General features: G+C 59.1%; 16 protein-coding genes, 1 tRNA gene and 1 pseudogene. 12 read left to right on the top strand and 6 right to left on the bottom strand.

The annotated features are described in order from the left end of the window. Nucleotides 1-458: 458 nt before the first annotated feature. Nucleotides 459-881: an RDD family protein gene (locus ACS5Q8_RS13640; protein ID WP_276192845.1), complete on the bottom strand. Its 423-nt coding sequence runs from the start codon at nucleotides 879-881 to the stop codon at nucleotides 459-461. Between the two features lie 245 nt (nucleotides 882-1,126). Between ACS5Q8_RS13640 and ACS5Q8_RS13635 the strand changes: the two genes are divergently transcribed. Then, entirely contained in the window at nucleotides 1,127-1,825 is a 699-nt protein-coding gene (locus tag ACS5Q8_RS13635; protein WP_426102803.1) for a tetratricopeptide repeat protein, read from the top strand. 89 nt (nucleotides 1,826-1,914) lie between these two features. Here ACS5Q8_RS13635 and ACS5Q8_RS13630 read toward each other — a convergent pair whose 3' ends face one another. From ACS5Q8_RS13630 to pvdQ, 3 genes are all read right to left on the bottom strand, one after another. Then, nucleotides 1,915-2,244 (bottom strand): hypothetical protein, encoded by a 330-nt coding sequence (locus ACS5Q8_RS13630; RefSeq protein ID WP_276192842.1) that lies wholly within the window; start codon nucleotides 2,242-2,244, stop codon nucleotides 1,915-1,917. Nucleotides 2,245-2,538: 294 nt separating this feature from the next. Beyond that, nucleotides 2,539-2,612: transfer RNA gene (locus ACS5Q8_RS13625), tRNA-Cys, on the bottom strand. A 214-nt stretch (nucleotides 2,613-2,826) separates the two neighbouring features. Next, nucleotides 2,827-5,115 (bottom strand): bifunctional acylase PvdQ, encoded by a 2,289-nt coding sequence (pvdQ, locus tag ACS5Q8_RS13620; protein WP_465160311.1) that lies wholly within the window; start codon nucleotides 5,113-5,115, stop codon nucleotides 2,827-2,829. A 298-nt stretch (nucleotides 5,116-5,413) separates the two neighbouring features. Between pvdQ and ACS5Q8_RS13615 the strand changes: the two genes are divergently transcribed. Beyond that, nucleotides 5,414-9,004, top strand: coding sequence for a membrane-targeted effector domain-containing toxin (locus tag ACS5Q8_RS13615; RefSeq protein ID WP_443699392.1), 3,591 nt, complete (start codon nucleotides 5,414-5,416; stop codon nucleotides 9,002-9,004). Nucleotides 9,005-9,228: 224 nt separating this feature from the next. Further along, the gene (locus ACS5Q8_RS13610; RefSeq protein WP_276192838.1) at nucleotides 9,229-9,609 is read left to right on the top strand and encodes a fe2+ zn2+ uptake regulation protein; all 381 of its coding nucleotides are present in this window, start codon (nucleotides 9,229-9,231) and stop codon (nucleotides 9,607-9,609) included. Nucleotides 9,610-9,623: 14 nt separating this feature from the next. Here ACS5Q8_RS13610 and ACS5Q8_RS13605 read toward each other — a convergent pair whose 3' ends face one another. After that, the gene (locus tag ACS5Q8_RS13605) at nucleotides 9,624-9,818 is read right to left on the bottom strand and encodes a hypothetical protein (protein ID WP_017846379.1); all 195 of its coding nucleotides are present in this window, start codon (nucleotides 9,816-9,818) and stop codon (nucleotides 9,624-9,626) included. A 172-nt stretch (nucleotides 9,819-9,990) separates the two neighbouring features. Between ACS5Q8_RS13605 and ACS5Q8_RS13600 the strand changes: the two genes are divergently transcribed. Next, the gene (locus ACS5Q8_RS13600) at nucleotides 9,991-10,128 is read left to right on the top strand and encodes a hypothetical protein (protein ID WP_247399408.1); all 138 of its coding nucleotides are present in this window, start codon (nucleotides 9,991-9,993) and stop codon (nucleotides 10,126-10,128) included. A 70-nt stretch (nucleotides 10,129-10,198) separates the two neighbouring features. On the opposite strand, the gene ACS5Q8_RS13595 is transcribed toward ACS5Q8_RS13600, so the two are convergent. Further along, on the bottom strand, nucleotides 10,199-11,116 hold the full coding sequence (locus tag ACS5Q8_RS13595; RefSeq protein WP_426101605.1) for a LysR family transcriptional regulator: 918 nt from the start codon (nucleotides 11,114-11,116) through the stop codon (nucleotides 10,199-10,201). Between the two features lie 120 nt (nucleotides 11,117-11,236). Here ACS5Q8_RS13595 and ACS5Q8_RS13590 point away from each other — a divergent pair, with 120 nt between their 5' ends. The 8 genes and pseudogenes from ACS5Q8_RS13590 to ACS5Q8_RS13555 all read left to right on the top strand — a co-directional run bounded on the left by ACS5Q8_RS13590 (nucleotide 11,237) and on the right by ACS5Q8_RS13555 (nucleotide 19,902). Then, a complete protein-coding gene (locus tag ACS5Q8_RS13590) occupies nucleotides 11,237-12,232 on the top strand; it encodes an aldo/keto reductase (RefSeq protein WP_443699391.1) in 996 nt (331 codons plus the stop codon). A gap of 144 nt (nucleotides 12,233-12,376) precedes the next feature. Beyond that, nucleotides 12,377-13,510, top strand: a pseudogene (locus ACS5Q8_RS13585) (HAMP domain-containing protein); the annotation flags it as partial. Nucleotides 13,511-13,525: 15 nt separating this feature from the next. Then, nucleotides 13,526-14,371, top strand: a complete 846-nt coding sequence (locus ACS5Q8_RS13580; protein ID WP_443699416.1) for a methyl-accepting chemotaxis protein — start codon at nucleotides 13,526-13,528, stop codon at nucleotides 14,369-14,371. A gap of 90 nt (nucleotides 14,372-14,461) precedes the next feature. Further along, the gene (locus ACS5Q8_RS13575) at nucleotides 14,462-14,923 is read left to right on the top strand and encodes an SRPBCC family protein (RefSeq protein ID WP_276192834.1); all 462 of its coding nucleotides are present in this window, start codon (nucleotides 14,462-14,464) and stop codon (nucleotides 14,921-14,923) included. Between the two features lie 164 nt (nucleotides 14,924-15,087). Beyond that, entirely contained in the window at nucleotides 15,088-15,798 is a 711-nt protein-coding gene (locus tag ACS5Q8_RS13570; protein WP_276192833.1) for a FadR/GntR family transcriptional regulator, read from the top strand. A 112-nt stretch (nucleotides 15,799-15,910) separates the two neighbouring features. After that, nucleotides 15,911-17,104 carry an L-2-hydroxyglutarate oxidase gene (gene lhgO, locus ACS5Q8_RS13565; protein WP_276192832.1) on the top strand — a complete coding sequence of 398 codons (1,194 nt, stop codon included), beginning with the start codon at nucleotides 15,911-15,913 and terminating at the stop codon, nucleotides 17,102-17,104. Between the two features lie 82 nt (nucleotides 17,105-17,186). Further along, nucleotides 17,187-18,512 carry an MFS transporter gene (locus ACS5Q8_RS13560; protein WP_276192831.1) on the top strand — a complete coding sequence of 442 codons (1,326 nt, stop codon included), beginning with the start codon at nucleotides 17,187-17,189 and terminating at the stop codon, nucleotides 18,510-18,512. A 136-nt stretch (nucleotides 18,513-18,648) separates the two neighbouring features. Then, complete coding sequence (locus ACS5Q8_RS13555; RefSeq protein ID WP_465160310.1) at nucleotides 18,649-19,902, top strand: ferredoxin reductase family protein; 1,254 nt, start codon at nucleotides 18,649-18,651, stop codon at nucleotides 19,900-19,902. Nucleotides 19,903-19,962 lie beyond the last annotated feature (60 nt).

Below are 19,962 nucleotides of genomic sequence, written 5' to 3'. Positions count from 1 at the left end.
TTCACAGATGAGCGTCTAATGTTGTTTCAGCTCCTAGAGAAACACCTTTTAGCCCGCACTCCCCATCGCGGGCTTTTCTTTGCCCGTGATTTAAGCCAGGCAAAAAAAAGCAAGCCACGCCTCATCAAGATGAATAGCGTGGCTTGCCCTGATAAGCCGTTACTTAACGCGGACCGGGACCACCTGGGCCGCCTGGGCCGCCGCCCTGACCGTGACCACCACCACCACCACCACCACCCGGAGGCATGAATATCCAGCAGCCCGACAGGGACGATAACAACGCGACAATCAGTGCCGCCTTAGTTAGATTATTCAACTTCATCACAGGACTCTCTATCCACAAGCTTTAATGCTCGATGGATAAGACCGCTCAAAATGAAGTGCGTCACGCCTATCGTGTAACTTGATGGTATTGATTGTGTTGTAAAGGCTACAAATACCTGGCCACTATAGACTGATTACCTGGAGCGGATCACTACCGTGGATGCGAGCATGTCGCCTAGACGCTTGCGTGAACCAAAGAAAATAAAAATCCAGTCCAGAACACTCAGAAAGGGCGTCGTGATATTGCGCATAAACGATTGCAACAGATTGCAGCTCAGGTAGCTGCGCTCATCGATCACCGACATCCCCAGCAGCTTTTTACCCAAGCTTTGACCGTTGGGCAGAGCGTCGGAAAACAGGTAGTACGTCGCAGCGGCGCCCACAGCCAGAACCCCTGACACGTCAGACGGAAAACCAAAAACCTCAGCCGTGCGCCCTACCGCGAATAACAGAAAGAAGGTCATCAGCGAATCGATGCACTGACCGCCCAAACGCCGCCCGAGACCGGCCAGGTTATTGGGCTTGCGGTATTCGTTTTGGGTATTGTTGCCTTCCATGGGGTGTTACTCCATTCGTTTTCAGGTCAGGTATTGCCAGAGGCAAAAAAGCCGGTGTCGATTTCGGTGATTGTTTTGGCAGGCGCAGTTTAAGACATTGAACGCGCCCTCGCTCTGGAAAATTTATCAACCACGGCGGGTTTCCTCTTCCCAAAACGACGCGAGGCTGAGCATCATTCCCCCCCTGAGTCCGCCCAAACTTTTTAATGCTAAGGCTGCCACGTCCGCCAAAGTCGAGTAATGAAATGCGCAAAGTCAAAATAATGTTCATGATTTGTTTCTGCCTGACAGTGTCCGGCTGCGACAAAGTTCGAGAACTCGTGAAGGCCAACGAACATAAAAACGAAATAAAAACCAACTTCACGCAAAGCCAGGCACTTCAAGACAATGGAAACAGCACGGAGGCCATTGAAAAATTTAAACAAATTGAAGCCGACCCGGCGGCCAGCAATCAACAAAAGGCATCCGCCTTACGCTATATATCCCTTAGCTACTATGAGTTAGGTGACTACCCGCGCTCGGGAGACTATGCGGCAAAAGCAGCCAGCTATTACCCAGCGGGTTCCTACGACTATCTCGTCAATATGGCAGATGCGGATCTGATGCAAGGCAGAATCCCGACAGCTCGAGAGCGCCTGGAACAGGCGGTCAGAATCAACCCTCATCAGCTCGCGGCAAACAACGTACTGGGTCTCTTATACATGGGTGACAACGGCAAACAGTACGCCGACTTTGACAAAGCCCTAGTATTTAACCAAGCGGCTTTTGATATCGCACCAGGGCGAATAACTCAAATAGTTCTGGTACGAAATTTAATAAAGGTCGGCCAATATTCAACGGCGCAAACAAATCTGAATGAGCTAAAACTGAAACATCCAAATGACAACCGTCTCCGCTCGCTACAAAACGAGTTAGACGCCTCAAGGACTGAGCCAAAAAAGTAGCAGACGCTTACTAAACATTTACACCGCCGATCTTTTAGCCGAAGCCAGGGGCAAAAAGCCCAGCACTATCTGGGCCAGCTTCGAAACAACTACTCTGCGAGAGACTGAGCGCCTGGCGCTGCTTTCTTGAGTGCAAGCTTTGGATCGGGCACCTCCGACCAGCCCTTCTTCAAATACTCGTCAGCCACGATTTTACGTATCAAAAAGCAGTAAATAATGGGCAATCCGGCGATAGGGATCGCCATCCAAGGCGGACCGGCAAAAATACCCAAGCCTATGGCGATACCCCAGATTAGCAAATGCCGCCAAAGGCCGGCGAAGAGCAGATAGATCGCGCCGAGAAAGAATATCGCCAGAACCTGAAATGCATCGACCTCTTCAACTTGGTCACTGTCTGGCTTTTTGAAATAGCGGGCCATTTCACTGTCCTTGTGGGTATTAATGCGACGAATCTAACACTGGAAGCCAGATGCGAAAAGGCCAGCGCTCGATGCGCTGTTTTTATCGGCAGGAAGCATCATAGTGCCACTGTCGGAAACTAGAGGTCGGCCTTAGACGGGTCGGCGAGATCGTTAACCCCACGAAGTAACTGCCCCCGTCTGGTGCTGTTCTGCACTCTGGTTTCGATCAAACAAGCTTGGGGTTGCAGAACACGCCCCAAATCCCAGGCAATAAAAAACCCCGTAGACGTTAATCTACGGGGTTTCTAAGAGTGGAGGCCGAGGTCGGAATCGAACCGGCGTAGGCGGATTTGCAATCCGCTGCATAACCATTTTGCTACTCGGCCTCAAACGATCAATGCCCTGGTTGCTGGCACTCACCGCATACAAACTTGAGTGGGCTATGTAAAGCGCGCCTCTACTCTAACTCATTGAATACATTGAAGTTTTTATTGCTTCATTGCGTTCGATGGGCGCCATTATGTACTCATTTGCATTTGCCTGCAACCCCTTGATTTCAAAAAATATTCTGCCTTGGCATCAAGGGCTTGCGTGCGTGCCCTACTCCTTGATGACCTGCAATTGGTACTGCGGATCGGCCTTGATCTGCGCTTCGGTGAAGGGCAGCGGGCGGAGGTTTTTCTCGGAGAATGCGCGTGTCTGGTCCTTTGCGTATTTCGACGTGGGGTTGCTGGACAGGGAGAATGTCAGCACGCCTTGAGCCCGGGGGCCGTTGTCATCGAAGGTGACGATTTGCAGGTAGCTGCTGCCGCTGACCACTTCACGTTTGCCATCGGCGCGTGGCACGGTTTGCATGGCGTTGTAGATGCCAAGCTGTTGCGGCCCGCCGTGGATCGGGGTTTGGCCGCTGACTTGCAGATCGCCCCAGCGGCTGTCGGCGGTGAGCCCGTGTTTGCTGGCGTCGGCGGTCGAGGCCAGCATGGCTTCGCGCAAGGCCTTGGAGACGGCTGCTCGCTCGATGGCCAGGCCGCGAGGCGTGGTAAGGGGTTGGGCCGGGTCGAAGGTGACACGCCAGGCGTCGGGGGTTTGCTGCAGGTGTTGCATCAGGTAGATGAAATGCACCAGGCCCAGGCCACTGTCGAGGTTGGCGCGCTGGTCCCAGGTTTGCAGGCTGGCGCACAGCGGTTGCAGGGTGGCGGTGTCGGCGCCGAGGTGCTTGGCGCAGAATTCCAGCAGGTCAGGCATCACTTGGCTGGCGAGGTAGACCTGGTTGTCCATTACCATGTTTTGCAGGTCGGCGACGCTGATCGGCCGTTTGTCCAGGGATTGCAGGCGTTGCAGCGCGAAACGCGTGCGGGGGCCGAGGCCGATGTTGTCCTGGCTGATGACTGGGGAGAAACCGGTCAGCGGTGCCTTGGGGTTGACCATCCAGGCCGAATCGTTGGAATGCTGCACGTAGTCGCTACGTTCCAGTTGCGGCAACTGCTCAGCCGCGAAGATCCCGGCTTGGGCAGCGCGCGGGTCGACGTCCCAGGCGCAGGCGCTGCGGGAGCCGTCCAATATGATCAGTTGCAGGCCGGCCCGTGGGTCACTGCATTGCGCGAGCTTGGCCGCGCTGACGTTGGGCACCACCGACAGGTTCATGAACAGGCTTTGCCCCTGGTCATCTGCGGCCAGGGTGTTGACCCATGGGATGCCTTGCAGAGTGTGTACCGAAGTTTGCAGGTCCTTGACGCTGCCGGCGCGATTCATCGCGTACCACTGTTGCAGCACGCGGTCGTTACCCAGGTTGGCATCGCGCAGGCTGAAGGCGTAGCGGTTGTCCCAATCGAGCTTGCCAGGCCATTGCACCACCGGCCCGAATTGCGAACGGTAGACGATATGCGTCTGCCCTTTGAGGCTGCCATCCGCTTGTTTGACCTGCACGGTAAGCGTGGTTTTATCCAGCGCGATGGATTTGCCGTCCAGCAGGTAGCGCGTGGCATCCTTGGGATCAAGGGTCAGGCGATACACGCTGAAATGCTTGGACGTGTCGACGGTATGGGTCCAGGCCACATGCTGGTTAAAGCCGATATTCACCACCGGCAAGCCCGGCAGTGCGGCGCCCATTACATCCAGTTGGCCAGGGATGGTCAGGTGCATCTCATAAAAGCGCATGCCGCCGATCCAGGGGAAATGCGGATTGGCCAGCAGCATGCCACGCCCATTGAATGAACGATTCCGGCCCACTGCGACGGCGTTGCTGCCCCGGTCCAGGGTAAAGCGCTGTTGATGGGCGGCGGCCAGTTCAAAGGCTTTGGCGTCGCGCGGTACAGAGGCGGTGACGTTGGGCGGCGTTGCGCCGACAAGGGCTTCGGCGAATTGGCCGATGCCACCTTCCACCAGCAGCCTGCGCGTCAGCTTGACCACATCCTGTGGCGTGATCGGCCGCACCCACGCCGCCTGGCACTGGGCCGGAGCGCCCTGCTCTTTCAGATAACGGTTGTAGCCGGCGACGTACCCTTCGATACGCTGCCGGATCGGTGGGCTCTGCGCCGCCCAGAATGTGGCCACCGCATCTGGCGTATTCAGCCAGGTGAAGAACACATCGCTGGCAAGGTTGTTGCGCGCCTCCAGGGTCGATTGTTCAGGGCCAAAGAACCGGGCGCGCTCGCCACTCACCGTGACCACCTCGTTGGCCAGCAGGCACAGGTTGTCCTGGGCATAGGCGTAACCGATGCCGAAACCCAGGCCGCGCTCATCGCTGGCGCGGATATGGGGCACTCCGAAACTGGTCCGCCGGATGTCCGCCGCCGCCTGAACCACCGCCTCCCGCGCCGATGCGGCCAGGCTCACTCCCAACAACAGCCCCGCCACACACGCCCTGGACAACCCGTTGCATATAATCACGCAGACTCCACCGTCAGATTAAACCGCCTCACACAGGGCAATGACCCCAACCGTAAGAACGCAAAAACCCGCGAATAATTTAAGTGCGAAAGAGGCCGCATCATTTTTCTACGCCGCGATGGTGGCTAGCCTGACACCAGCACACTCCCAGCGCTGATTGCCACCGTTACACATTCTGACAACCTGCAGAGCCCGCAAGCGGAACACAAACACCTGTTTTCAACACCCAAACGAGCGCCTTCAGACAAAGGCGTTCGTCGGCAAGGACTGCCTCACCGTGTTAAAGAAGGTGCTCATCATGACGTCCGTTACCCTATCTTCCGGCTTACCCATTCAGCCGGTTTACCCCCTGCTGCCCGCGGCTTTACCTACCGACAGCATTGCCCTGGTCGAAGACCCGCCCGCGCAGCACGAAGCCGACAGCAATGACAACCGCCAGGCGCTCAAAACCGCACTGGCACATCGGCGCAACCTGCAAACGCTTGCCCGACAACTCAACCAGGCAGCCCGCTCACTGGCACCGGATGCCACGGGCGAGGCGGTGCTGCGCGCACTGCAAGAAACCCTGATGGACGTTGATCCCGACTCGGCGCTTCATCGTCAAACCCCGATGGCGCACGAGCAAACAATCAGCCTTGAGACCTTCATCACCCGCCACGGCACGTATATGCCGGCCACGCGTGAAGACCTTTTCGACATGGCCGACGCGCTGATCAATCATTCGTTGTCACACCCTTTGGGCAACTTGGGCGGAGGCCTCAGTTGGGCATTGCCGCTCAGTGAGGAACACCAGCGCGTGGTGCACGATGTGGTGGCCAACAACACTGAGAAACTGCCGGGCCTGCCACTTTTCGATAGCCGGCGTGGCGCATTGGGGTATCTGCTGGAAGGCAACCCGCTATCCAGCGCCGAGTTACAGGACCCTGCCAAAGCGCTGGAAAAACTCCTCGATTCCCCCAAGGCACAGGCGCTGGGCCTGGCGATACAAGCCAAAGTAGACGGCATAGCGACCGACACCAGCGCAAACGACTATGTGCTGACAGCCATCCACTTGGGGCTGGACCCCGAGTCCATCGAACAGCCTCGCAGAAATACCGTAGCGCGCTTCAACCTCGCGGCCGATAGCCACTGGGGTATGTCGCCGGCAAGTGTGATTAGCGCGCTGGCCAAACACCTGAGCGACAGCGGCAAAACCTCTGCCGCTACCGCTGATCTCGGGGCAAGGTTGCTGTTAGCCCGGGTGGCGCCGCAATACTTGGTCAAGGACATCCCCGCCACGGTGGTGTACGGCAGCCAGGCGTGGGCCAACTTGTGCATCGCAGTGGCCGCGATTGAAGACCAGGCCCCCGGCAAGTCACTGCACATGGATTTTACCGAGGTCATGCGTAACGCCGACTCAATCGCACCCGCAGGTGAATCGGCGCAGAGGGCCGCCTTGATCGACTGGGGCCTGGTGAACGGTTTTCTCGAAACCAAAGACGATTCGGCCTACGACGACGCCGAAATCGAGTACACCCGCGAAGCCTTCAATACCCAACAAAGCGCATTGAGCGCCGCTTCCGAAGGGGTGGGTTCGACACTGCCACGCCGTAAACAGATGGCTCTGGATCTGCTCAAAGCAACATTCGGTGATCGCGATGACTTTGAGGACCGGGTGTTGCGCATCGACTATAAATCCCACGACCCCAAAGCCCCCCGCTTCAGCCAAGCCTATTCGATGCTGGACATCACCCAACAAGGGCTGCAAATCGATGCGCAAGATTGGCAAGTCACAGGCGCGCGCGCGAACATCAATCTTGACGCTTTTGCGCAGTTCACCAATAGCCCGCAGTTCAATATTCCACAGGCTTTCGACACGGCATTCGCCAGCACACTGGACACTATCAAGCAGGTCAAAAAATACTCAATCATCAGTGCCCTTGACCGCTTGCCGCTGGCAGACCGAAGACGCTTCAATTATGGAAAAATCACGCTTTTCAAGGAAAACGACTACCGAACCAGTTTGATTCCTTTTGTCCAAGACAAGCTCTTTCACACCAGCCCAAAGATCCTCGTACACACCGAATATCAAAGCAGCCATCAGACATACGAGTTCGATAGCACGACCGGCATCATTTCCACGGTTGACCAGAGCAGGACCCGCCGGCCACACCAATATGTGTCGGATGAAGTCAACAAAATTGAAGCGTTCTCCCCCCATGGGTCAGCCTACAACTCCGACGGAGACGAAAAGACTCCGCGATACCCCACATTCAACACCTTTCGCAGCCAGCGAACCCACTATATCGCCGACGCTGTCATCAAGGCGCTAGGGTTTGACGACCCTGCAGTAAAGCAGCACGCAGCAGGCAACACGCCGTCCGAGGCGAGACGCGCATGGGTGAGCTCATCGACAGACGCACTGTTGAACCTGATCCCCCTCAGATCGGCCATCACGAACTTGCGCAACGGTAACTATAAGGACGGCGCCATTGACCTGGCGATTGATGCATTTGGCTTTGTCACGGCCGGGCTGGGCAATGCCGCAAGACTCGGCAAGGCAGTAGCGGGCGCGGGTTCAACCCTGGGCAAATTGGCGCAGAGCGGGAAAATCCTCGGTGTTACCGCACTCAATGCCTTCAACCCTTTGAGCGGTACCGGTGAATTGGCGGTGGGTGCCGGCAGACTCGTCACGAGTGGCGTCAGCGCCGGCGCGCAAGGCCTGCGCAAACTGCGTGGCGCGGCAAACAGCCAGGCCCTGCTTATCGCCAGCCAACAGTACGAGGCGGCTGCAACAGGACTCTTCAAGGTCGGCACACATTCGGTGGAAGGCACTGCCGTGCGCCAACGTAGCAAATGGCATGCCTTCGATTCCGATACGATGCTGCCTTATGGCCCCACCCTCGACTCGTTTACCCCTACCCACACGCTGATGCCGCCATCGCCCAACCCCCAACAACCGGGGCGATCTGCGCGTGATCATCGCTTCAACCCGCTGAGCAGGCCGTCACGCCCGCCACTCAGTCGACCGCCGGCTGGGCAACCAGTCGAGCACGTGCGCAAAACAGACCATTTGCCCGACTCCGAGTACGTGAGCAGTCTCCGCGGCCGACCCAGCGAGGGTCACTTCACCCCCAGCCGAAAGCAGGCAACCCGTGACAAATTCACCCAGGAAATGCGCGATTTCTATACGCGCATGGCCGCCGACGGGCAGCCACCCCGCCCCGTTGTCCCGAATATCAGCGCCCCAAAAAGAACCCCCGACGTCATTGCGGATGCGTTTAGCACCGCGCCGGGCCTGGTATTTGGAGAATCCCACAACAACCTGGCCTCTTTCCGAACCTTGTATGACAACGTCGATTTGTTTGTTCAAAACAAGGTGAAAAAGCTATTCGTCGAAGGCCTCGTGTACGACAAAATAATGCGCTGGAAAGATGATGGCATGGGCAGGATCGGGCTCGCACACCGCCCCCCCAACCAACGCCCGACCCTGGGTGAACTGTTGAAAAAATTCGAAGATAACCAGATCGAAATCGTGCCGCTCGATCATTTTTACCTGACCCGGCACAACGACGAACGCCACCTGTTTGGCGCCATCAAGACACCTGAACAAGCCACACAACGACTCGAAGAGTTCAACTACTACGCCACCCGCACCATTGAGCAACACGCAGGCGGCGACAAGTGGATTGCCCTGGTGGGACGCCACCATGTCAATACCACCCAGAATGTTCCGGGGCTTTCCGAATTGACCGGCGGCACCGGTATTGCCGTGTATGAAAGAGCGGGACGGGGCACCTATGGCGTTCGGTCGGCAGACCCACGACCCGGCCCCTCAGGCACCCTCACTGCCTCGGATGAGTTGACCGGCGACCTACAGATTTTTGCAGGAGAACTTTGGCCCGCGTGACGGAAACAGAAACCATAAGGCCCGGCATAACCACTTCGGCAGAGGCGTTGCTGGCATAGCGCGGTTTCGCGAAAAGGCGGTTATCTATGGCGACGGCGATGTGACAAGGCGAATACCGACAAAATTTCTACATCCGGCACTTCATTATTTGCATCGCTCGTTCGTCTTATTTAGGTAAGAGCGCCCTCATTTTCCTGATCAGGCTCTGATAAGGAGTTTTTTGCATGTACAACTCGCAACTGCCCAAGGACGGACATTCACCGACCGCCGATGCCACTTATGGCAGTGGCGCTCAAGCGTTCGGTAACGCCCCCGAACAGCATGGCAATCAGCGCATTCGCCATTTGCTCAAGTGTTTTGGTTTGCGTACCAGCCTGATCCGGTTGAAGGTCATCGACGCCCTCCTCACCGCCGCCGGCAACCAGCGCACCCTCGGGGTACGCGGTGTACACAGCCATTTGCTGGAGCTGGGCATCCCGCTGTCGTTTCTCAGCGTGCGCGAGGTGCTCAAGCGCCTGTGCAGCGAAGGCGTGATCACCCTCAATGCCGATAAAAGCTACAGCCTCCATGAAGAGGCTGCCAAAGTACTCGAAGGCCGCGCCTGACCCACGCACGTGAATCAGAAGTTAGGCTTGACCTTGCGACGCATCACTCCATTGATCACTACCACAGTTACCGCCACCGCAATGGCGATGTACTGAAACGTTTTTTCGCTGATAACCCCGGTGTTCTGCAGGTAGGACAGGCCAAACATCGTACCCAGTACGACCAGGGAAATCAGAATCGAGTATTTCAAACGTTGCTTTTGGGTCATGACGGGTTCCTGAACCTTGAGAATGTATCCACTTTGTATCGCCGAACATGCCAAGCACATACCCGTTTGCGGGGATGGAATCGGGTCGGCAGAGTCTCATGTTACAGGCGATGAAAAACTTTGGCTTGTCCGTCGCCTGATTGAACCTGTGAGCACCCAAGAGGATTTTGAAATGTTCCGTCGAATCACACTGTTGATTCCCTTGTTGATCATCCTGAGCATGAGCGGCTGCATCATTTTCCCACACGGTGGCGGCGGCTGGCATGACCATCGTTACTATGGTGGCGGGCCCGGTTACTATCACCGCTAATCCCCTCTGGGCCTCGCTTTCCTGTCGGAAAGCGAGACCGCTTCCCTGAGCAACGATGTACCCATCGACCTCAAGGCCTGCGTTGCAACCCAGTGTCAGAGCCGGCACACAACGCCACCAGCCAATCGACAAACACCCGTACTCGCTGGGACAACTGGCGGTGTGGCGGGTACAACGCCGTCAGCGGCAATTGCGGTGGCTGGATCTCCCTCAACACTTCCACCAACCTGCCCGCTTGCAGTTGCTGCCTGGCGTGGTAGTACGGCGTCTGCACCAGCCCATAGCCCGCTTCGCAGGCAGCGAGGTAACCGTCGGCGCTGTTGACGGCCACCTGCTTGGGCAAGTCGACCCGACGAATCTCCTCACCCACCTGGAACTCCAAGCCGTAGCGCTTGCCACTGACGCTGGAAAAGTACTCGACCACTTGGTGGCCGGCCAGCGCGTCGAGATCGCCGGGCACGCCGAATCGTTGCAGATACCCAGGGCTGGCGCAGGTGACCTGATCCATCATCGCCAGGGGCCGTGCCACCAGTGACTCATCCAGGGCCAGCCCACCGCGCAGCACGCAATCCACGCCCTCGCGGATCAGGTCCACCGGGCGGTCGTTAAGGCCGATTTCCAGGTTGATCTGCGGGTAGCGTGCGGTAAATTCCGGCAGTGCCGGAATCACCAGAAAGCGCCCGATCCCCGCAGGCATATCAATGCGCAAGGTGCCGCGAGGGCTACGCCGCGTGTTGGAGAACACCGCTTCAGTCTCTTCAAGGTCCGCCAGCAGGCTGACGCAACGCTGGTAGTACGCGGCGCCATCCAGCGTTGGGCTGACTTGGCGCGTGGTGCGCTGCAACAACTGCACGCCAAGGTGCGCTTCCAGTTGCTTGATCAAGATGGTCACCGAGGCGCGCGGCAGTTGCAGGCTGTCGGCGGCCTTGGCGAACCCGCCCAACTCGACAATTCGTGTGAACACGCGCATGGCGTTAAATCGGTCCAAAGCCGGACGTCCTCGTGGATTATTTAGATTTTCTTAATAGTGATAGCGGTTTTAGCCGGTTTATCCCAGCGTTGTCGAGGACAACAATGCAGGCCTTTCCCCTCCAAGGAGCTGCACCCGATGTACACTCGACAACTCGGTAAAAACGGCCCTCACGTTTCCGCCATCGGCCTCGGCTGCATGGGCATGACGGACTTTTACACCACCGGCACCGACACCCAGGAAGCCATCAAGACCCTGCACCGCGCCTTAGAGCTCGGCGTCACCCTGCTCGACACCGCCGACATGTATGGCCCTCACACCAATGAGGCACTGATCGGCAAAGCCATCGCCGGCAAGCGCGAGCAGGTGTTCCTGGCCAGCAAATTCGGCTTCGTGCGCGACCCGGCTAACCCGGCGACGCGCGGGGTGAACGGTCGCCCTGAATACATCCGCGAAGCCATTGACGGCACCTTGAAACGCCTGGGCGTGGACACCCTCGACCTCTATTACCAGCACCGCATCGACCCCCAGGTCGCCATCGAAGAAAGCGTCGGCGCCATGGCCGAACTGGTCAAGCAAGGCAAGGTACGTTACCTGGGCCTGAGCGAAGTGTCCGTCGTCAGCCTGGAACGGGCCCACAAGGTTCACCCGATCAGCGCCTTGCAAAGCGAATACTCGCTGTGGAGCCGCGACCAGGAAGACAACGGCAGCCTGGCAGCCTGTCAGCGCCTGGGCATCGCCTTCGTGCCGTACAGCCCACTAGGTCGCGGCTTTCTCACCGGCGCCTTGAAAAGCCCAGAGGATTTCGCCGCTGACGACTACCGTCGCTCCAGCCCACGATTCCAGGGCGAGAACTTCGCGAAGAACCTGCTGCTGGTGGACCAGGTGCAAGCCCTGGCCCAGGAAAAAGGCGTAACGGCCGGGCAATTGGCGTTGGCCTGGGTACTCGCGCAAGGTGATTACCTGATTCCTATCCCCGGCACCAAGCAACGCAAATACTTGGAAGAGAATGTGGCGGCACTGGACATCACCCTGACTGCTGCCGAATTGGCGGCGCTGACGTCGATCTTCCCGGTGGGCGCAACGGCCGGCCTGCGTTACACCGAAGCCGCAATGGACCTGCTGAACACGTAAGTGATTCGGGTCGAGCGCGCCGGTTCAGGGGCGCGCGGCAATTCTTGCACGACGGTGCCTAAAGCTCCCCACCGCCAGGCCGATACCCCTACGAAGCTCTAAAAAAGCCGCGTCGACAATAAACGCTTCGTAAGGACGACCCCCATGCCCTCATTGCGCTCCATTCAAGCCCGCTACACCCTGTTTCTGGTGCTGTTCGTCCTGGTGCTATTTGTGTTGACAGTGGTGGGCATCGGCCAGTTGGTCGCGCCCACGTTGCGCCATACCGAAGAACAAGTGGTGCTCAACCGCATCGCCGAAGTGGCCGAACAGATCCAGGGCGAGCTGAATAAGGTTCAGGCCCAGCAACGCAGCATCACCCAGACCATCCCCCTGCTCGACAGCGATGCGATCGACAAGGTGCTGCCTGGCCTGGTGGATCAATACGGCGAGCTGAAAGTATTCGGCGGCGGGATCTGGCCGCTGCCTAACCAACGCACCCCCGGACGCAACAAGCACAGCACGTTCTGGCACCGCGATGCGTCGGGCAAACTGGCAGTGAACACCTTCTGGAACAGTGACCCCGCCCCCAACTACTACGACCAGAGCTGGTACAAAGGCGGCCTTGCCGCACCGCGCGGTCAATGTGCCTGGGCCGCTGCCTACAAGGACGACGCCAGCCAGGAGCCGCGCACCAACTGCGCCATGGCGATCCAGCGAGACGGCGCGGCGTATGGCGTGGCCACCATCGACGTGACCCTGGGCTTTTTCAATGACCTGGTGGCGAGCAAGGAAAAAGACATCGGCGGGCAAATGCTGATCGTCGAAGGCGACGGCAAGATCATCAGCAACAGCACGCGCATCAGCGGCCCGGTGGTATTGAAAAACATCAGCGAACTGAGCGGCGCCTCGGCGTTCGCCGCCCAGGTCAGCGCTGCCCTCGCCCACCGTGAGCAGAAACTACAACGCAGCGAGTTCGACAACCAGGGCGTCGCGAGCACCTTCTATATGCGCCCCATCGAAGGCACGCCGTGGTTCCTCGCCACCGCCCTGCCCACCTCGCTGATCACCGCCCAGCGCGACGATGTGCTCGGTTCCCTGGCCCTGCTGCAAATTCCCATGGTGTTGCTGCTGGTGCTGCTGGCGGCCTATGCGATCCACCAACTGGTGCAGCGCATGAAAACACTGAAAACCAATATCGACGCGCTCTCCACCGGCGATGCCGACCTGACGCGACGCATCACCATCCGCGCCGAAGATGAACTGGGCGCCATCGGCCACTCGGTGAACCGATTTATCGTTTACCTGCAAAACATGATCGGTGAAGTGACCCAAGCCACCGGCGCCATGTCGACGAGCCTGGAGCAATTGCAGCAGACCTCGGCACAAGCCAACAAGATCCTGGTGCGGCATGCCTCGGAGACCGATCAGACCGTCACCGCCATCACCGAAATGAGCTCCACCGCCGACACCGTCGCGCAAAATGCCGCGCAAACCGCCGCCTTCACCCAGCGCGCCAATGAGCATGCCGACCGTTCCCGCGTGGTGGTGGGCGAAGCCTCAAGCAGCGTCGGCGCCTTGATCGGCGAAGTCGCCAGCGCCACTCACACCGTGGAAAACATGCGCCAGGACGCCGCACGCATCACCGAAACCCTCGGCGTGATCGGCGCGATCGCCGGCCAGACCAACCTGCTGGCCCTCAACGCAGCGATTGAGGCGGCGCGGGCCGGCGAGCAAGGCCGTGGTTTCGCGGTGGTGGCGGACGAAGTGCGCGCACTGGCCGCGCGCACCCAGGCCAGCACCTCGCAGATCAACGAAATGCTCGCACGGCTGACCATCGGCGTGAGTTCGTCGGTGGCGGCCATGGAAAACACCCAGGCCAGTTGCCAGTCGGCAGCGGATGCCACGGCGCGGGTGAACATCGGCCTGGACGAAATGGCCGGTTCGGTCAGCCATATCAACAACCTCAGCACCCAGATTGCGACAGCCGCCGAGCAGCAAAGCGCCGTGACCGAGGAAATCAACCGCAGCATGGTTCATATCCGACATATGGTCGAGGAACTGGTGCAAAGCGGCCATGCCACTGAAACCAATACCCAAAGCCTGCTCAACGCCAATGGCCGGGTGATCGCGTTGATGAGTCGCTTCAAGGTGCGGTGATAAATTAATGAGACACTCCCGTGCAATGCATGGGAGTAGGTCTATTCTGACAGCTCCCGGCGCGTAGTTTCGCCACACAGGAGGTGTGCCATGCGCGCTGTCGAGCAGTCGGTCCGCTTGGCACGGATCAGTCAGGAACGCTTTATCCAAGCCCCAATCGATGCGGTCTACCGCTATGTGACCCAGCCGGATCGCTGGCACGAATGGCACCCCACCTCCCTCAGCGCCGACACCGGCACCACCGGTTCACTCCCCGCCGGCACGCGCTTTACCGAGGTGATCGACCTGCTGGGCGTGCGGGTTCCCATGAGCTACCGCGTACAGATCGCCCGTCCCCCGGAAGAATTCAAGGCGGTGTTCACCTCCCTGGCCGTCGACGGCTCGATTCATTACAGCCTGCAGGCCTTTCGTGACGGCACGCTGTTCAAGCGCGTGTTGACCTATGAAACCGAATTGCAACTCACCGGCTTGCACGAACGCATGGTTGAACTGTCCACAATCGCGCTGGACCAGCTCAAGCAGCGCTTGGAAAACCCCGCCTTCATCGAATGAATCAGCATCGCCAGGGGGGTTGCGTCGAGCTTCAGCGCGGCCGTAATGCGCCGAAGTATTGACTGCAAGCCTACCGGCTCAACGAGCAGACAGATCCGACACCCTCTTGACAAGGCAAAACCGCAACCTCTATTGTCTGACAACCTGACTACTAAGGTTTTCCCATGCTTGAGCTCCAGCGCCCTGACTCGCTCGTTGTACGGGTTGTCAGCGCCATCCGCGCCGAAATCGATTCTGGCCAATTGGCGCCCGAGTCGCGTTTGCCCACTGAACAGCAACTGGCTGAACAACTGAACGTCAGCCGTTCGGTGGTGCGCGAAGCCATTGCCCAGCTCAAGGCCGACGGCGTGCTGACGGCAAAGCGCGGCCTGGGCTCATTTATCTCGCAAAACCCTACGGGCACAGTGTTTCGCTTCCCGGAAAAAAACGGTCGCCGTCCGGACCTCGCGCAAATGTTCGAAGTGCGCCTGTGGATCGAAACCCAGGCCGCCTCGATCGCCGCCCAACGCCGTGACGCCGGCGACCTGCAACGCATGAAGAACGCCCTGCAGGAAATGCACGACAAGCGCGCCGACTTCGAGGCCGCCGCCCTCGCCGATGTCGAGTTTCACCGCGCCATCGCCGAAGCCAGCAAGAATGACTACTTTGTCGCCTTCCATGACTTTCTGCGCAGCCAGTTGGCCAGTGCGCGCAAAACCGCCTGGGAAAACTCGGCGTCGCGTTTTGCCAGTGGCTCGGCCGACGCCACCCAGGAACACCAGGCGCTTTACCAGGCCATCGCCGATGGTGATGCTCAAGCGGCCGCAGCCAATGCCGAAGCACACCTGCGCGCAGCGGCCAAGCGCCTGCAACTTGAGCTGCCTGCCACGAACTGAATGATCCAAGCTTTCTGCAGCGTGCCTCGGGCACGCCATTTTTTTAACAAAAACATTAGTCTGACAACCTGATAAGCAGACTGAAATGTGCAGCCCCTAGGTACTCCAAACCATGATTTATGACTTCTGCATCATCGGCGGTGGCATCGTCGGCCTGGCCACTGCGATGGAGCTGCTCAAACGCCAGCCCAACGCTTCACTGGTGATCCTGGAAAAAGAAGCCACGCTGGCCAAGCACCAGACCGGGCATAACAGCGGGGTGATTCACGCCGGCATCTACTACGCACCCGGTAGCCTCAAGGCCGATTTGTGTAAACGCGGCGCCGAGGCCACCAAACAGTTTTGCCGCGAGCACGGGATCAAATTCGAGGTATGCGGCAAGTTGCTGGTGGCCTCCACGCCTCTGGAAATGCAGCGGATGGAGGCACTCTATGCGCGCTCGCAGTTGAATCACCTGAAGGTCGAACGCCTGGACGCCGACCAACTGCGCCAGCGCGAGCCCAACATCATCGGTCTCGGCGGCTTGTTTCTCGACGCTACCGGCATTGTCGATTACCGCCAGGTCTGCGAAACCATGGCCCAGGTGATTCGCCGACAAGGCGGTGAAATCTGCCTGGAGCGCACCGTCACCGCGATTTCGGAAGACACCGACAAGGTCACCGTCAACACCCGTGGCGAAGCCTGGCAAGCCAGGCACCTGGTGGTCTGTGGCGGCTTGCAGTCGGATCGGCTGGCGACAATGGCCGGGGTCAAGATCGACCACCAGATCATTCCCTTTCGCGGCGAGTACTTCCGCCTACCGGCGTCGAAGAACAACCTCGTCAACCACCTGATCTACCCGATCCCGGACCCGGAACTGCCGTTCCTCGGCGTTCACCTGACGCGGATGATCGATGGCAGCGTCACGGTCGGTCCCAACGCAGTACTGGGCCTGGGCCGGGAGAACTACCGCAAGTTCTCGATCAACTGGCGCGACGTGGCGCAGTACGCCAGCTTCCCCGGTTTCTGGAAAACCCTCTGGCAGAACCTGGGTTCGGGCAGCGTCGAGATGAAGAACTCACTGTTCAAATCCGGCTACCTGGCGCAATGCCGCAAGTACTGCCCGTCGTTGAACCTCGAAGATTTACTGCCCTTTGAAGCAGGCATCCGCGCCCAGGCCGTGATGCGCGACGGCAGCCTGGTCCACGACTTTCTGTTCGCCCAGACGCCCCGCATGCTCCACGTCTGCAACGCGCCCTCGCCCGCGGCGACCTCGGCGATTCCCATCGGCGAAATGATCGCCGACCGCATGTTCACACCAAGCTGATACCGCTTCCCCGGCCTCACCCGGACCAACGCAACAAGCGTCACTTTGACAATAAATATAATGACTCAGAAGGAAGTACAGAATGACGGCGACACCCCATACCGCTGCCCCGGAAACGCCTGCACACAGCAAAAAACGCCTGCGCAAAGTCGCCGCCGCCACGATCTTCGGGTCGATGCTGGAGTGGTACGACTTTTACCTGTACGCCACCATGGCGGCCATCGTGTTCTCGAAGATTTTCTTTGATAACAGCGACCCGAAAACCGCCTCGCTCATGGCCTTTTCCACCTTTGCCATCGGCTTTATCGCCCGGCCGTTCGGCGGCATTCTGTTCGGCTACCTGGGGGACAAATTCGGCCGCAAACAAGTGCTGGTATTGACCTTCTGCATGATGGGCGTGTGTACCACGCTGATCGGCCTGATCCCTAGCTATGCCTCCATCGGCATCTGGGCGCCGATCATCCTGGTGTTTATCCGGATCATCCAGGGGCTGGGCGCCGGGGCCGAGTTGTCCGGCGCGGCGGTCACCTCCTACGAGCACGCGTCGGAAGGCAAGCGCGGCAGCCAGGGCGCCTGGCCGGCACTGGGCCTGAACCTGGGCTTGCTGCTGTCTTCATTGACCGTGTACCTGCTGACCATCAACGGCAACGACTTCATGCTGGCAGGCGGCTGGCGCATCCCGTTCATCTGCAGCATCGCGTTGGTCGGCGTCGGCCTATGGGTGCGCAACAGCATTCCGGAAACCCCGGAGTTCAAGGAGTTGAGCCAGGCAGCTGCGGCCGCCAAGCCTTCGCCGCTCAAAGCGCTGTTCAAGAATGACCTCAAGGGGTTGGCCGTGGTGTTCTTCGTAGCCATTGGCTACAACGCCTTAAGCTATATCTTCAAGACGTTTTCCCTGGCCTACCTGACTCAATTCAAAGGCGTCGATGTGCATGTCACGTCGCTGTCGGTGACCATTGCCAGCCTGATCGCCATCGTCGCGGTGCCGTGCTTCGGCTGGCTGTGCGACAAATGGAGCAGCAAAAAAGTACTGGTACTCGGCGGCGTCTGCTCGCTGTTGTTTGCCTACCCGTTCCTGGCCCTGCTCGATACCGGCGAAAGCTTGATGATCTACATTGCTATCGGCGTCGGTACCGGCCTGCTCGCCCCCATGATGTTCGCACCCCAGGGCTCGTTCTTAAGCCGTCAATTTCCCACCCAGACGCGCTCCTCGGGCTTCGGCACCGGCCGCGAAATCGGCACCGCTATCGCCGGCGGCCTGGCGCCGCTGGGCGCCTTGTCCCTAGTCGCCGCATCACCGACCCACGCTACGGGTGGCGTGGTGATTATCCTCGCGATCGCGGCACTGCTGGTGGTGGTGTTCGCCCTGTGCGACCAGGGCCGTAAACACTCGACCTTCAAGAACTGACCGAGAAACGTCGGCCAGACGTCGGCCCATCCCCCCGCACATGACCGACGTCAAGGCCGCCCTTCGCGTAACCGGATACCCTGAAAAACGAGAGATGAGCACTCACTCACCCCCGAAGAAACCCTAGGAGTACCCGTTGAAAACCCGCCACTGCCTCGTCGTCCTCTTTCTGATCACGACGTTGACGTTACTCGTTGATATCCCGGTCGATACCTGGCTGACCTCAGCGACCCTCAGCTTGCTGCTCGGCACTGCCGCCCTGGTGTACATGGCGACGTCCTGCGTACTGGCCAGTCGTTGGTCGGTGGTGGAGAGCGTGTTTGGCGGCCTGGATCGCGTCTATGAGGTACACAAGTGGCTGGGCATCTGGGCGCTGGTGTTTGCCACGTATCACTTTGTGTTCAAGGCCAACCTGGATGTGTGGAACAGCGTGCCCATCATGGAGCTGCCCAAATACTGGACGCGCCTGGTACGTCAGTTGAGCTACGTGGCGCTGGGCCTGATCGTGTTGTTGGCGTTGAACCGCAACATCCCTTACAGCGTCTGGCGCTGGTGGCACAAACTGTCTGGCCCGCTGTTCCTGCTCGTGATCCTGCACTGGCTGAGCTTCAAATCGCCGATCACCCTGGCCAGTCCATCGGGCGTCTGGTTGACGTTGTGCTGTGGCCTGGGTGTAATCGCGGTCTTCTATAAACTGGTGCTCTACCCCTCGGTGGCTCGTGCCGGCGAATACCGGGTGACGGCCGTCAACCGCGCCAACGGCGCCCTGCATTTGACACTGGCGCCGATTCACACAGGGTTCGACTTCAAGGCGGGGCAGTTCGCGTTCCTGGCGATGCAGGTCAAAGGACTGCGCGAGCCGCATCCGTTCACGATCGCCAGCGCAAACAGTGCGAACGGGCAGATTTCGTTCATGATCAGAGGGCTGGGCGATTACACCAACGCCCTGGCAGACTGCGCCAAGGTTGGCATGCGCGCCGATCTGTATGCGCCTTACGGGCGCTTCAAGCGCGTCGTCCAGGCCGAGCGGGAAATCTGGATCGGCGCTGGCGTGGGTATTTCACCGTTTATTTCCTGGCTGCAAGACCCCGCGGCCAAAGACTTCGGCAAAGCCACGCTGGTCTATTGCTTCACGCCCTCGCGCGCCTTCCCGCCCGCCGAGCAGGTGCAAACCATGGCCCGCTTACGGGGTGCGCAATTCGTCAGTAATGCCGGCGGCCTCGAGCGCTTGGCCGACACCCTGCGCCAGGCCGTGACCGAGACCGACCCCGACAAGGTGCATGTCAGCTTCTGTGGCCCCAAGGGTTTGCTGGTCAAGGTCCGCGAACTGATGAACGCCCAGCGGATTCCGCTGGCCAACCTGCACAGCGAACGGTTCGAGTTTCGCTGAAACAACCGAACGCGGATCAACCCAGCCCCCGAAGGGGGTTTGGCGGCGCACATAAACTGG

The organism is Pseudomonas sp. PAMC25584 (assembly GCF_058135675.1).
This window is presented reverse-complemented; position numbering and strand designations above follow the sequence as displayed.